The sequence below is a fragment of the Luteimonas terricola genome, assembly GCF_004352845.1.
Taxonomy (GTDB): domain Bacteria; phylum Pseudomonadota; class Gammaproteobacteria; order Xanthomonadales; family Xanthomonadaceae; genus Luteimonas; species Luteimonas terricola.
This window is the reverse complement of sequence record NZ_SJRX01000001.1, coordinates 678532-692433: the sequence shown is the minus strand read 5'-3', so window position 1 is coordinate 692433 and position 13902 is coordinate 678532. Positions and strand designations below refer to the sequence as shown.

At 70.7% G+C, this 13902-nt stretch carries 13 protein-coding genes; 12 read left to right on the top strand and 1 reads right to left on the bottom strand.

What is annotated here, in order from left to right; translation table 11 throughout:
- Positions 1 to 122 precede the first annotated feature (122 nt).
- From rpoE to recO, 9 genes are all read left to right on the top strand, one after another.
- Complete coding sequence (rpoE, locus tag E2169_RS03150) at positions 123 to 767, top strand: RNA polymerase sigma factor RpoE (RefSeq protein ID WP_132985134.1); 645 nt, start codon at positions 123 to 125, stop codon at positions 765 to 767.
- Positions 768 to 774: 7 nt separating this feature from the next.
- On the top strand, positions 775 to 1842 hold the full coding sequence (locus tag E2169_RS03145; RefSeq protein WP_132985133.1) for an RseA family anti-sigma factor: 1068 nt from the start codon (positions 775 to 777) through the stop codon (positions 1840 to 1842).
- 93 nt (positions 1843 to 1935) lie between these two features.
- Positions 1936 to 3447: a Do family serine endopeptidase gene (locus E2169_RS03140; RefSeq protein ID WP_132985132.1), complete on the top strand. Its 1512-nt coding sequence runs from the start codon at positions 1936 to 1938 to the stop codon at positions 3445 to 3447.
- 133 nt (positions 3448 to 3580) lie between these two features.
- On the top strand, positions 3581 to 5374 hold the full coding sequence (gene lepA, locus E2169_RS03135; RefSeq protein ID WP_165942328.1) for a translation elongation factor 4: 1794 nt from the start codon (positions 3581 to 3583) through the stop codon (positions 5372 to 5374).
- Between the two features lie 37 nt (positions 5375 to 5411).
- Entirely contained in the window at positions 5412 to 6203 is a 792-nt protein-coding gene (lepB, locus tag E2169_RS03130) for a signal peptidase I (RefSeq protein WP_132985130.1), read from the top strand.
- A 58-nt stretch (positions 6204 to 6261) separates the two neighbouring features.
- Positions 6262 to 6642, top strand: coding sequence for a DUF4845 domain-containing protein (locus E2169_RS03125; RefSeq protein ID WP_132985129.1), 381 nt, complete (start codon positions 6262 to 6264; stop codon positions 6640 to 6642).
- Positions 6629 to 7309 (top strand): ribonuclease III, encoded by a 681-nt coding sequence (gene rnc / locus E2169_RS03120; RefSeq protein ID WP_132985128.1) that lies wholly within the window; start codon positions 6629 to 6631, stop codon positions 7307 to 7309. Before E2169_RS03125 ends, rnc begins: the two co-directional genes overlap by 14 nt.
- Positions 7306 to 8229 (top strand): GTPase Era, encoded by a 924-nt coding sequence (gene era / locus E2169_RS03115; RefSeq protein ID WP_132985127.1) that lies wholly within the window; start codon positions 7306 to 7308, stop codon positions 8227 to 8229. Before rnc ends, era begins: the two co-directional genes overlap by 4 nt.
- Positions 8230 to 8280: 51 nt before the next feature.
- On the top strand, positions 8281 to 9036 hold the full coding sequence (gene recO, locus E2169_RS03110; RefSeq protein ID WP_132985126.1) for a DNA repair protein RecO: 756 nt from the start codon (positions 8281 to 8283) through the stop codon (positions 9034 to 9036).
- Here the strand turns inward: recO and E2169_RS03105 are convergent.
- On the bottom strand, positions 9012 to 9734 hold the full coding sequence (locus tag E2169_RS03105; protein WP_132985125.1) for a response regulator: 723 nt from the start codon (positions 9732 to 9734) through the stop codon (positions 9012 to 9014). The two genes, recO and E2169_RS03105, sit on opposite strands and share 25 nt — an antisense overlap.
- 34 nt (positions 9735 to 9768) lie before the next feature.
- On the opposite strand from E2169_RS03105, the gene E2169_RS03100 reads away from it, so the two are divergent.
- The 3 genes from E2169_RS03100 (at position 9769) to rlmD (ending at position 13896) form a co-directional block, all read left to right on the top strand.
- Positions 9769 to 11784 (top strand): hypothetical protein, encoded by a 2016-nt coding sequence (locus E2169_RS03100; protein WP_132985124.1) that lies wholly within the window; start codon positions 9769 to 9771, stop codon positions 11782 to 11784.
- A 19-nt stretch (positions 11785 to 11803) separates the two neighbouring features.
- Positions 11804 to 12421, top strand: coding sequence for a YdbL family probable chaperone protein (locus E2169_RS03095; protein WP_132985123.1), 618 nt, complete (start codon positions 11804 to 11806; stop codon positions 12419 to 12421).
- Between the two features lie 131 nt (positions 12422 to 12552).
- A complete protein-coding gene (rlmD, locus tag E2169_RS03090) occupies positions 12553 to 13896 on the top strand; it encodes a 23S rRNA (uracil(1939)-C(5))-methyltransferase RlmD (RefSeq protein ID WP_132985122.1) in 1344 nt (447 codons plus the stop codon).
- Positions 13897 to 13902 lie beyond the last annotated feature (6 nt).

Sequence of the window (13902 nt, the reverse complement as noted above, 5' to 3'; positions counted from 1 at the left end):
ATGTCCACCGCGGCTTGCGGGACGGTGAACGTGACCCCAGATCATCCTGCAGTGCGGAACTTTTCCGCAGTGTGAAGGTCAATCTCCGGTCCCAGGGCCGGTCCCGAGGAGAGCACCGGCCGATGGCCGAAATCGACGACACGCCAATCGACAGCCCGCCAATCGACAGCCCGCAACTCGACCAGGACCTCGTCCGCCGCGTCCAGCGCGGCGACATGGCGGCGTTCGACCTGCTGGTGCGCAAGTACCAGCACCGGGTGGCCGCACTGGTGGGGCGCTACGTGCGGGACTGGAGCGAATGCCAGGACGTCGCGCAGGAAACCTTCATCCGTGCGTATCGCGCGATCGGCAATTTCCGCGGCGACGCGCAGTTCTACACCTGGTTGCACCGCATCGCCGTCAACACCGCCAAGAACCACCTGGTCGCAAGCAATCGCCGCCCGCCCACCGACGACGTGGACCTGGAGGATGCCGAACATTTCGATTCCGGCATCGGCCTGCGCGACAACGACACGCCCGAACGTGAACTGATGCGCCAGCAGATGGAACAAACGGTGCTGCGCGCGGTCCAAGCACTGCCCGAAGAGCTGCGCATGGCCATCACCCTGCGCGAGGTCGAGGGCCTGAGCTACGAGGAGATCGCCACGCGCATGGATTGCCCGATCGGTACCGTCCGCTCGCGCATCTTCCGCGCCCGCGAAGCGATTGACCTGGAGCTCAAGCCGCTGATGGACACCGGATCCGCGCCCGACCGCGCGGCGCGATGAGCACGAGATGACCCACGACAACGACAACATCGATATCGATTTCGAAGTGGCGCCGCCGGACAAGCTGTACGCCCACAACCGTCGGCAGCTGTCGGCGATGCTCGACGGCGAGCTGTCCCCGGACCAGGCGCGCTTCATGCTGCGCCGCCTGCAGCACGACGACGAACTCGCCGCGTGCTGGGAGCGCTGGCAGGTCTGTGGCGACTTGCTGCGCGGCCACGGCCACGCGCTGCTGCCGGCCGATTTTTCGCAGCGGGTGGCGGCGGCGATTGCCGCGCCTGCGGCGGGCGGGGTGACCGCGTCCGCCGTCGGCACCCGCCCGCAGCGCCCGCACCGCCTGCTTCGCTGGGGCGGCGGCGCGCTGGCCGCGTCGATGGCCCTGGTGGCGCTGTTCATGGCCCGGCAGCTGCCCGACGCGCAGGCGCCGGAGCTGGTCGAGGCCGCCAGCCCTGCGCGCTCCGCGCCGGCCCTGGTGCAGAACGCGCCGCCGGTCGCGCTGGCCGATGCCGGCGACACCGCGGCACCGCCCCAGGAGTCGACATCCGCACCGGACAACGCGGCGGCCCTGCTGGCCGCTGCTGCCGCACCGATGGCGGTCGCGGTGGCCGAAGTGCCGCGCCGCGCCGCGGAGCGCAACAGCACCCGCAGCCAGTCCCAGCGCGCCGCCGTGAGGCGCTCGCAGGCGGCCGCCGAGGCTCCGCCGTTGCGCGCCGTGGCGGCTGCTTCGCCGCCGCCGGCCGTCGTTCCCGGGGCCTCCGTGCCTGCCGCTGCCGACCCGGGCGTGTCGCTGTTTGCGGCCATGCCGTCGGCCGCCATGGACGGGGATGCCCTGTTCGGCGCGCTGCCGGCCGCGACCACGCGGCCCTGGCCGCGCGCGGTGCTGCCGGGCCTGGCGGGCGCGCAGCCGTTCGCCGCCCGCTATGGCCTGCCGCAGGCCGAAGCGTTCGCCCCGTTCCAGCCGCGGCTGGATCCGAACGCTGCACGTCGCGCGGATGACAACGTCGCGCGGCCGGAGCCCGAGGCCGGGGTGGATGAACCACCCGCCCCCGAGCTCGGGTCCGACCCGTCCCGATAAGCTCGCGATCGCCGCAGGCGCGTCAGTCGCGCCTGCGACCGGCGGATCCGATTCCCGTTTCGTTCCCATGTCCCTGTCGAGGCCCACTCCCCGATGAAATCTCCTGCCTACGCCCTTGCCCTGGTCGCCCTCACTGCCGCCGGCACGGCGGCCGTCGTGATCCCGGCCGCCACCGCGCAGTCGCAGCAGGAGCAGGCCGCTTCCGCCGCCACCGCGCCCGCATCCACACCGCTGGTCACCGGCCTTCCCGATTTCACCCGCCTGGTCGATCGCGTCGCCCCGGCGGTGGTCAATATCGAGGTCACCATGGGCCCCAGAGGCAACCGTCAGGCGCAGCAGATGCCCGACGAGATGCCCGAGTTCTTCCGCCGCTTCTTCGGCCCCGGCATGCCGTTCCCCGGCGTTCCGCAGGATCCGGGTGGGCGCGGCGGCATGTCGATGGGCAGCGGCTTCCTGATCTCCACCGACGGCTACGTGATCACCAACCACCACGTCGTCGCCAACGCCAGTGAAGTCAAGGTGACATTGCCCGACCGCCGCGGCTTCACCGCCGAGGTCGTCGGCAGTGACGAACAGTCCGACGTGGCGGTGCTGAAGATCGACGCCGAGGGCCTGCCCTTCCTGCGCGCGGGCGACGCCAATGACGTCAAGCCCGGCCAGTGGGCGGTCGCGATCGGCTCGCCGTTCGGCTTCGACCAGTCGGTCACCGCGGGCATCGTCAGCGCCGTGGGCCGCGCCAACCGCTACGCCAACCAGCGCTACGTGCCCTTCATCCAGACCGACGTCGCGATCAACCGCGGCAACTCCGGCGGTCCGCTGCTCAACACCCGCGGCGAGGTGATCGGCATCAACTCGCAGATTTTCTCCAACTCCGGCGGCTACATGGGCGTCAGCTTCGCGATCCCGATCGACGTGGTGATGAACGTCGCCGAGCAGCTCAAGGACACCGGCCAGGTGCGTCGCGGCCAGGTGGGCGTGCAGGTGCAGGAGATCCGGGCCGACGACGCGAAGGGCCTGGGCCTGCCCGACACCCGCGGTGCGCTGGTGGTCGACGTCATCCAGGGCGGCCCGGCGGAGAAGGCCGGCATCGAGCGCGGCGACGTGGTCCGCGAGGTCGACGGCACCCGCATCAACCAGTCCAGCGACCTGCCGCCGATGATCGGCGCGCGCGCGCCGGGCAGCCGCGTCACCATGAAGGTCTGGCGTGAAGGCCGCCTCCGCGACTTCACCGTGACCCTGGATGAGCTCGACGAGGGCCTGGCCGCCGCCAGCCCGCGCTCCTCGGCACGCGCGCCGGCGGCGCAGCAGAGCAATCCGCTGGGCGTCGTCGGCAGCGAGCTCGGCGCCGAGCAGCGTCGCAGGCTCGACCTCAAGCCCGACGAAGGCGTGGCCGTGGCCCGCGTCGAAGGCCTGGCGGCGCGCAGCGCCGGCATCCAGCCGGGGGACGTGATCCTGCAGGTCGGCCGCGTCAACGTGGCCACCCCGGCCGCGCTCGACCGCGAGCTCGGCAAGGTCAAGGCCGGGGAAACCGTGATGCTGCTGGTTCGCAACCGCAGCGGCGGGACCCAGTTCATCGCGGTGACTCCGCGGGAAGAGGCCGAGTAAAGAAGCGGTCCCGGTGACACCCTCCCCCCGCCTTGCGGGGGAAGGGAGCCCGGCGGGCTGTGCGACAATGTTCCGTTCGACGCCACCCGGCCCGATACGGCCCCGCCTGCGACCCCCCATGCCTCCAGACCAGATGCGGAACATCCGCAACTTTTCCATCATCGCCCACGTCGACCACGGCAAGTCGACGCTTGCCGACCGCATCATCCAGATCTGCGGTGGCCTGACCGCGCGCGAGATGGAAGCGCAGGTGCTCGACAACAACCCGATCGAGCGCGAGCGCGGCATCACCATCAAGGCGCAGTCGGTGTCGGTGCCCTACACGGCGCGCAACGGCGAGACCTACCACCTCAATTTCATCGACACCCCCGGGCACGTCGACTTCAGCTACGAGGTCAGCCGCTCGCTGGCCGCCTGCGAGGGCGCGCTGCTGGTGGTCGATGCCGCGCAGGGCGTGGAAGCGCAGTCGGTGGCCAACTGCTACACCGCGGTGGAGCAGGGCCTGGAAGTGGTACCGGTGCTCAACAAGATCGACCTGCCCACGGCCGACATCGAGCGTGCGAAGGCCGAGATCGAGGCGGTGATCGGCATCGACGCCTCCGACGCGGTGGCGGTCAGCGCCAAGACCGGCCTCAACGTCGAGGACGTGCTGGAGGCCATCGTCCACCGCATCCCGCCGCCGCAGCCGCGCGACACCGACAAGCTGCAGGCGCTGATCATCGACTCCTGGTTCGACAATTACCTGGGCGTGGTCTCGCTGGTGCGCGTGATGCAGGGGGAGATCAAGGCCGGCGCCAAGATCCTGGTGATGTCGACCGGACGCACCCACCTGGTCGACAAGGTCGGCGTGTTCACACCGAAGCGCAAGGACATGCCGGTCCTGCGCGCGGGCGAGGTGGGCTGGATCAATGCCAGCATCAAGGACGTGCACGGCGCTCCCGTCGGCGACACGTTGACGCTGGCGTCGGACCCGGCGCCCGGGCCGCTGCCAGGCTTCCAGGAGATGCAACCGCGTGTGTTCTCCGGCCTGTTCCCGGTGGACGCCGATGACTACCCGGACCTGCGCGAAGCGCTCGACAAGCTGCGACTGAATGACGCCGCGCTGCGCTTCGAGCCGGAAAGCTCGGAGGCGATGGGCTTCGGCTTCCGCTGCGGCTTCCTCGGCATGCTGCACATGGAGATCGTGCAGGAGCGCCTGGAGCGCGAGTACGACCTCAACCTCATCAGCACCGCGCCGACGGTGGTGTACGAGGTGCTGCAGACCGACGGAGAGGTGATGTCGCTCGACAACCCCGCCAAGCTGCCGCCGGCCAACAAGATCGAAGAGGTGCGCGAGCCAATCATCCGCGCCAACATCCTCACGCCGCCGGACTACGTCGGCAACGTGATCACCCTGTGCGAGGAGAAGCGCGGCAGCCAGATCGGCATCCAGTACCTCGGCAGCCAGGTGCAGATCAGCTACGAACTGCCGATGGCCGAGGTGGTACTGGATTTCTTCGACCGCCTGAAGTCGGTCTCGCGCGGCTATGCCTCGCTGGACTACCACTTCGTGCGCTTCGATGCCGGCCCCTTCGTGCGCGTGGACACGCTGATCAACGGTGACAAGGTCGACGCGCTGTCGATCATCGTCCACCGCAGCCACGCCGATCGGCGCGGCCGCGACCTCACCGAGCGGATGAAGGAACTGATCCCGCGGCAGCAGTTCGACGTCGCGATCCAGGCCGCGATCGGCTCGCAGATCATCGCCCGGACCTCGGTCAAGGCGCTGCGCAAGAACGTGCTGGCCAAATGCTATGGTGGCGACATCTCGCGCAAGAAGAAGCTTCTGGAGAAGCAGAAGGAAGGCAAGAAGCGCATGAAACAGGTCGGTCGCGTCGAAATCCCGCAGGAAGCCTTCCTCGCGGTGCTCCAGGTGGACAACAAGTGACGGCGGGCGCAGGGCGCGTCGCCGGCGGGGTGCGCGCATGAAGTGGTTCGAACTCGGGCTGGTCATCCTGACCTTCGCCTCCGGCCTCATATGGCTGCTCGACCGGCTGTTCTTCGCCAAGGCGCGCAAGGCGCGCGCCGGGCTGCTCGACGAAGACCGCGAGCCGGTCGTGGTCGATTACGCCCGCGCCTTCTTCCCGATCCTGGCCGCGGTGCTGCTGCTGCGCGGCTTCGTGGCCGAGCCGTTCCGGATCCCGTCGAGCTCGATGATGCCGACGCTGCTGATCGGCGACTTCATCCTGGTCAACAAGTTCGCCTACGGCCTGCGGCTGCCGGTGAACAACAAGAAGATCGTCGACATCGGCCTGCCCGAGCGCGGCGACGTGGTCGTGTTCCGGCCGCCGCAGTATCCCGACCAGGACTGGATCAAGCGCGTGGTCGGCCTGCCCGGCGACCGCATCGCCTACCGCGACAACGTCCTGTACGTGAACGGCGAGCCGTCCGCGTACCAGGCCATCGGCGCCTACGTGGGCAAGGGCCGGGGCGAGGAAATGACCGGCGCCACCCTGTTGGCCGAGGACCTGGGCAACGGCCGTCACGAAGTGCTCGAGATCGACAGCCCGCTCTTCACCAACCACGGCGTGGGCGAGTGGGCCGTGCCGGCGGGCGAATATTTCGTGATGGGCGACAATCGTGATAGAAGCGACGACAGCCGCTTCTGGGGCACGCTGCCGGAATCACAGCTCCGCGGCAAGGCGTTCCTGGTGTGGATGAACTTCGACAGCGCCGCCGGCGGCGTCGACTTCAACCGCATCGGCACGCGCCTGTGATGCCGCAGAGCCTGGCTGGCACCAAACGACCACATCGGGGAACGAGGGGAGAGGGGCAATGAGGAATTCGCAACGCGGCATCACCCTGCTCGGGTTCATCATCGTGCTGGCCGTGGTGGGGCTGTTCGCCTACGTCGGCATGAAGCTGTTCCCGATGTACTCGGAGTACTACAGCGTGCGCTCGGCGATGAAGGGCCTGGCCAACGAGCCGGGCATAGCCAACACCGACCCGCGCAAGATCCAGGACCTGTTCTTCCGCCGGCTGTACATCAGCTACTCGGAGAACGTGAAGCCCGAACACGTCAAGATCAAGCGCGTCGGCGCCGGCTGGCAGATGGACGTCCGGTACGAGGTCCGCAAGCCGCTGATCGGCAATCTCGACGTGGTGGGCAAGTTCGAGTCCACGCAGATGCTGACCAGGGCCGGTGCGGTCGACTGATGCCGATGCGCGCATCGCGGGCCATGTGTTCCGCGATCCCGCGCTGCTGGCGCAGGCGCTGACGCACCGCAGCGCCGGCGCGCCCCACAACGAGCGCCTGGAATTCCTCGGCGATGCCCTGGTCGGGCTGATCGTCGCCGAGGCGCTGTACCTGCGCTGGCCCAAGGCCGACGAAGGCGCCATGACCCGCGCACGGGCGGAACTGGTGCGCGAGTCGTCGCTGGCGCGGATCGCGCGCGACCTGGACCTGGGCGCGCGCATCACCCTCGGCCCCGGCGAGATGAAGTCCGGCGGCCACCGCCGCGACTCGATCCTGTCGGACGCGCTGGAGGCCGTGGTCGGCGCGATCTACCTCGACGTCGGCTTCGAGGCCTGCCGCGGGGCCGTGATGCCCTGGTTCGAGCCGCATATCGGGGCCCTTCCCGCCGGCGGCATCGGCAAGGACCCCAAGACCCGGCTGCAGGAGTGGCTGCAGGCACGCCAGCGCCCGCTGCCGGCTTACGAGCTGCTCTCCGAGGGCGGCGAGGAGCACGCGCGGATCTTTCACGTGCGCTGCGTGCTGACCGAGCCCACACTCACCGCCGAAGGCAGCGGCAGCTCCCGCCGCGCCGCCGAACAGGACGCCGCCTCCGCGGCGCTCGCCCAACTGGAATCCACCAAGACATGAACATCCAAGGCGCCAGCCGCAGCGGCGCGGTCGCCATCGTCGGCAGGCCCAACGTCGGCAAGTCCACCCTGGTCAATGCCCTGGTGGGCGCCAAGGTCAGCATCGTCTCCAACCGCCCGCAGACCACGCGCCACCGGCTGCTGGGCATCGCCACCTTCCCCGGTGGCCAGCTGCAGCTGGTCGACACGCCCGGCATCCACCGCGGGCAGCGCAGCCAGTCGGCCACCGCCATGCACCGGATGATGAACCGGGCCGCGCGTGGCGCGCTCGAGGGCGTGGACGCCGCGGTGCTGGTGGTCGAGGCGGGACGCTGGGACGAAGAGGACACGTTGGCCTACGAAGCGCTGCGCGATGCGAAGGTGCCGGTGGTGCTGGTGGTGAACCAGGTCGACCGCATCCGCGACAAGGCCGCGCTGCTGCCCTACCTGCAGAAGGCCACCGAAGGCCGCGAGTTCGCGGGCGTGCATCCGGTATCCGCGCTCAAGCGCACCGGGCTGGACGCCCTGGTCGCCGAGCTCCTGGCCCTGGTCCCGGAGGGTCCGCCGGCCTTCGACGAGGACGAGATCACCGACAAGAGCCAGCGCTTCCTCGCCGCCGAGCTGCTGCGCGAGCAGCTGATGCGCCAGCTCGGCGCCGAGCTTCCGTATTCGACCACGGTCGAGATCGAGTCGTTCACCGAGGACGTGTCGAAGTCCGGCCCGCTGCTGCGCATCGGCGCGGTGGTATGGGTGGAGCGCGACGGCCAGAAGGCGATCGTGATCGGCAAGGGCGGCCTGCGCCTGCGCGAGATCGGCAGCAAGGCACGGTTGTCGATGGAGCGACTCTTCGGCTGCAAGGTCTTCCTCGAGACCTTCGTACGCGTCCGCGCCGGCTGGTCCGACGACGAGGCCGCGCTGCGCAGCTTCGGCTACGACCAATAACCACGGGTCTGCAACTGCAGGAGCGGCCATAGCCGCTCCTACAATGTTCCTATGCGGATCCTCGGCGAACACGCCTATGTCCTCCACGCCCGGCCCTGGCGCGAAACCAGCCTGCTGGTCGAGGTCCTGTGCGCGGAACACGGACGCCTGGGCCTGGTCGCGCGCGGCGTGCGCGGCCCCCGCCGGCAGGCGCTGCGCGCGGCGCTGCAGCCGCTGCAGCACATCCGCTTCGACGCCGTGCTGCGCGGTGAGCTGGCGCACCTGAACGCCGCCGAGGCGCTCGATGCCGCGCCGCGGCTGCAGGGCGAGGCCATGCTGTCGGGCTTCTACGCCAATGAGCTCGTGCTGCGCCTGGCGCCGCGGCAGGATCCGCAGCCCGAGCTTTACGCGACCTATGGCGAACTGCGCGCGCGCCTGGCCGCCGGCGAGCCGCTGGCCTGGACCCTGCGCCGCTTCGAACGCGACCTGCTCGACGCCACCGGCGTCGGGCTGGACTACGCGCACGAGGGCGACGGCGATCCGATCGACGCGGCCGCACGCTACCGCCTGGATCCCGGGCACGGGCCGGTACGCGTGCGTGGCGAGCGCGGCGGCGAGCGTGGGCGCACGGCCACCGGGCGCGCGCTGCTGGCGCTCGCGGCGGATACCGCCCCGCCTGTGGAAGACCTGGGCGGCCTGCGCCGGGTGCTGCGCGAAGTGCTGGAGGCGCATCTCGGCGGTCGGCCGCTGGCCTCGTGGCAGCTGCTGGGGGAGCTGGGCCGCGTGTCCGCGCCGCCGGTGGCTCAGGACGGCGGCGAGAGCTCCTGAGCCGCGGCGTCGAACCACGCCAGCGCCTCCGCCGACGCAGGTGCGTCCTGGAGCGCGATCACCGCCTGCCCGAGGCGCGCCGCGCCCACGAAGCCGCAGCTTGCACGCAGGCGATGCAGCACATCGCGCAGGACGTCCTGGTCACCCCTGCCTGCGGAGGACACCACCAGCGCGCGGGCTGCGGGCAGTTCCGCCAGGAACAGCTGGCGCAGCGCGTCGACGTGGGCACGCTCGCCGTTGAGCGCGCGCAGGGCCGCGGCATCGTCCCAGGCCTGCGGTGCCGGCCCGGGACCGCCCGCGCTGCCGGGCGGGGGTTCGGCGACGCGCGACGACCTGCGTCCCGCGAGCGCCCCCGCCAGCGCAGCGCGCAGCGCCGCCGCCGTCAGCGGCTTCACCAGCACCGCGTCGAAGCCGGCGTCGTGCAGCGCCTGGTGCAGCGCGTCCTCGCGCGCGGCCGTGTGTGCGATCGCGGGAGTGGAGAGGCCCAGGCCACGCAGTTCAGCGAGCAGGCCGGTGCCGTCGCCATCGGGCAGGTGGGCGTCGATCAGCCACAGCGAATACGCGATGTTGGCGGCCTGTACGCATGCGGCCGCGCGCGAGCCGACGGTGTCGACGCAGGCGGGTAACGCCTCGGCCGCGGCGGCGAGGAATGCCGCGGTGGTGTGGTCGTCCTCGACCAGCAGGATGCGGGGCTTCATCGGCGCAGACGCTCCTGTCGCTATTCTGGCAGCCATGCCAGCGTGGATCTTAACCCTGCTTGGACTGTTTGCGCTGCTGCCCGCCAGCGCGGCGGACGCCCGCGCGCTGGTGGCGCGCGTGGCACAGGTGTCCACGCCGGTGGCCACGCTGGAAGGCGTGGAGGTGCGCCTGGCATGGCCGGCAGGCGCGTCCGAGGGCGACCTGCGGATCACCGCACGCAGCGCGCATGCGCCCGACCTGGGCTATCGCTTCGAACGGCTGGCCTGGCATTGCCCGCTGCGTCGCGACGGCGCCGGGGGATGGCGCTGCGACGGCGAACTGCGCGAAGGGCAGGGTGCGCCGCTGCGGCTCGCGCTGGCGCTGCCGGCGGGCGGCATCGAGGCTTCGCTGTCGGACGGACGCGGTGCGCGGCTTGCGCTCCAGCGCACCGACGCGGCCCAGGACCTGTTCGCCATCGACCTGGCGCAAGTGCCGGTGGCCTGGGCGCAGGCGCTCGCGGAGCGCGCGTGGGCCGACGTGCGCCTGGGCGAAGGTCGCCTCGACGGGCGTTTGCGCACGCACGTTCCCGAAGACGGCGCGATGCGCCTCGAAGGCGAGCTGGCGCTGTCGGGCGGCGGCTTCGACAGCGTCGACGCACGCCATGCCGGGGCCGGGCTGGGTGCGCGCCTGTCCCTCGACTGGTTGGCTCTGGACGAAGGGCCGCGGATCGCGCTTGACGGTGAACTGCATGGTGGCGAGCTGCTGTTCGGCAGTGGCTATTTCGTGCTGCCGGAGCGCGCGCTGCCCGTGCGCTTGCGTGCGCAGGGCAGGCGCGACGGCTGGGCGCTCACGGAATTCGCGGCCAGCGATCCGGGCGTACTCGAGGTGCGCGGCCAGGCAAGCCTGGGCGCGGACGGCCTGGATGGGCTGACGGTGTCGCTGCGCAGCGACGACGTGTCGCCCCTGCCGGAGCGCTACCTGTCGGGCTGGCTGGGCCTGGCCGGCCTGGGCGGGCTGGCCCTGTCGGGTGCGCTCGATGTCGATCTCGCGCTGGTCGAGGGCAGGCTGGCCGATGTCGACCTGCGGCCGCGTTCGCTCGACATCGCCGCGCCCGGCGACCGTTTCCGCTTCGACGGCCTCGACGGTCGCGTCCACCTGGTGTCCACGGGCAGCGCGGACGGTGTGCTGCGCTGGCGCGGCGGCGCCCTGGGCGCGATTGCCTTCGGCCCCGCACGGCTGCCATGGCGAAGCAGCGATGGCGAACTGCGCCTGACCGGCACCGCCGAAGTGCCGCTGCTCGATGGCCGGCTCGAGGTATCCGACCTGCTGTTGCATCCGCCGGGCGCGGGCGGCCCGCTGAGGGTGGAGGGTGCATTGGCGGTCGAGGCCCTGGACATGACGCAGCTCGCCCTGGCGCTGGGACTGCCGGCGTTCCCCGGCACCCTGTCGGGCAGCATCCCGGGCGCGCGCTATGTCGGCGATCGCCTCGACTTCGACGGCGACCTGGTGGTGCGCGCGTTCGACGGCGAGCTGCGGGTGTCGTCGCTGGCGATGGAGCGGCCCTTCGGCGTCGCCCCCACGCTCCTGGCTGACGTCGCTCTCGACGGTCTCGACCTGCAGTCGCTGACCGGCGTGTTCGAGTTCGGCAGCATCGGCGGGCGCCTGCACGGCCGCGTCGACGGCCTGCGCCTGGTCGACTGGGAGGCGGTGGCCTTCGACGCCGAAGTGCATACCGAGCCGCGCCGGGGGGTACGCCAGCGGATCAGCCAGCGCGCGGTGCAGAACATCTCCAGCGTCGGCGATGCCTCGTTCACGGCCAGCCTGCAGGGCCAGCTGCTGGCCCTGTTCGACGACTTCGGCTACCGGCGGATCGGCATCTCCTGCAGGCTGGCGAACGGCAGCTGCACGATGGCGGGGCTTCAGCCTCGCGACGGCGGGTTTGTTATCGTCGAAGGTGCCGGGCTGCCGCGCCTGGACATCGTCGGCTTCAACCGGGATGTCGACTGGGACACCCTGGTCGAACGCCTGGCCGCGGTGGGTTCCGGCGACGTATCGCCGGTGTTCGACTGAACCGTCCGAGGAGGACTGCATGCGCTTGACCGGTCTGCCATTCGTCGCCGCGCTGGCGCTCACCGCCTGCGTCACCATCAACGTCTATTTCCCCGCGGCCGAGGCGCGCGAAGCGGCGCGGGAGTTCGTCGAGAACGTGATCGGGGAGGAGGGCGCGACGCAGGCGCCGGATGTTCCCGGTGACGGCACGCCCGGCGGCATGGCGCTGCGCGCGGCGCCAGCACCGCAGAGCGTGTCCTTCGATCCCTGGATGCTGCTCGGCATCGCTCCCGCGCACGCGCAGACGCCCGACATCACCATCCGCACGCCCGCGATCCAGGCGATCCAGCAGCGGATGGAGTCGCGCTTCTCCTCGGTCCTGCGCCCGCACTTCGACAGCGGCGCGCTGGGCTTCAGCGGCGACGGCATGGTGGTGGTGCGCGACGCCTCGAAGCTGCCGCTGAAGGACCGCGTCGCGGTGAACGCCGCGGTGGCCGACGACAACCGCGACCGCAACGCGGCGTACCGCGAGATCGCGGTGGCCAACGGGCATCCGGAGTGGGAGAAGCAGATCCGCGAGGTGTTTGCACGGCAGTGGTTGGCCAGCGCCCGTTCCGGCTGGTGGTACCAGCAGGGTGGGAGCTGGAAGCAGAAGTAGGGGTGCTTTGACGGGACACTCCTGCAAGATTGGCCCCGTCTGCCCTTCGGGCCTCTTCCCCCCACACGCGGGGGAAGAGGGGCGGTGTCTTTTGAGACAATGCTTCTTTCGTTACGGAAGAGTTCCTGCCGTTGGCACGCATCAATCAGACACCGTTCGAAGCGGACATCATCGACCTCGGCCCTGACGGGCGCGGCATCGCCCGCCGGCCCGTGGATCACCCGCACGCCGGCAAGACGGTGCTCATCGCCGGCGCCCTGGCCGGCGAACGGGTGATGGCGCGCCAGACCGGGCGCTCGCGCGAATACGACCAGGCCGAGACGGTCGACGTGCTGCAGGCCTCGCCCGAGCGCGTCGAGCCGCGCTGTCCGCACTTCGGCGTGTGCGGCGGCTGCAGCCTGCAGCACATGGCCGGAGACCGGCAGATCGTCGCCAAGGCGCGCGTGCTGGCGGACGACTTCGAGCGCGTCGGCCCGGTCCGTCCCGAGGCCTGGCTGCCGCCGCTCACCGGGACGGCCTGGGGCTATCGCCGCAAGGGCCGGTTCTCGGTGCGCCGGGTGGAGAAGAAGGGCAAGACCCTGGTCGGCTTCCGTGAGCGCGACGCGCGCTTCGTCGCCGAGCTGCGCGAGTGCCACACCGTGATCCCGGCGCTGGGCAGCCGCATCCAGGCGCTGGCGACGCTGGTCGATGGCATGGACGCGCGGGCGGCCATCCCGCAGATCGAGTTCGCCGCCGGCGACGATGCCATCGCGCTGGTCGTCCGCCACCTCGAGCCGCTGGGCGATCGCGACCAGGCGGCGCTCGTCGCGTTCGCGCAGGAGCACGGATTCGCCGTGTTCCTGCAGCCGAAGGGCATCGACTCGGTCGCGCCGCTGTGGCCGCCGGATCCGAAGCTGTCGTTCCGCCTCGCGCCCTGGGACGTCGAACTGGAGTTCCAGCCGCTGGACTTCATCCAGGTCAACGCCGGGCTCAACGCGAAGATGATCGCCCACGCGCTGGAACTGCTCGACGTGCAGCCGGGCGAGCGCGTGCTCGACCTGTTCTGCGGGCTGGGCAACTTCAGCCTGCCGCTGGGGCGCTCCGCATCGGAAGTGGTGGGCGTCGAAGGCGACGCCGGGCTGGTGGCGCGCGCGCGGGAGAACGCCGTGCGCAATGGCATGGCCCACGTCAGCTTCCACGTCGCCGACCTGGCTACCGACCTGTCGCAGGAGCCATGGATGGTCGCGGGGTTCGACAGGCTGCTGCTCGATCCCGCCCGCGCCGGTGCGCTCGAAGTCCTGCAGCAGCTGCCGCTGGAAGGCATCAAGCGCATCGTCTACGTCAGCTGCCATCCCGGGTCGCTGGCGCGCGACGCCGCGTACCTCGTCAACGAGCGCGGCTGGTACCTGCGCGCCGCGGGAGTCATGGACATGTTCCCCCACACCGCCCACGTCGAGTCGATCGCCGTCTTCGACCCCGCCCTGCCGGCCCTGTAGGATTTC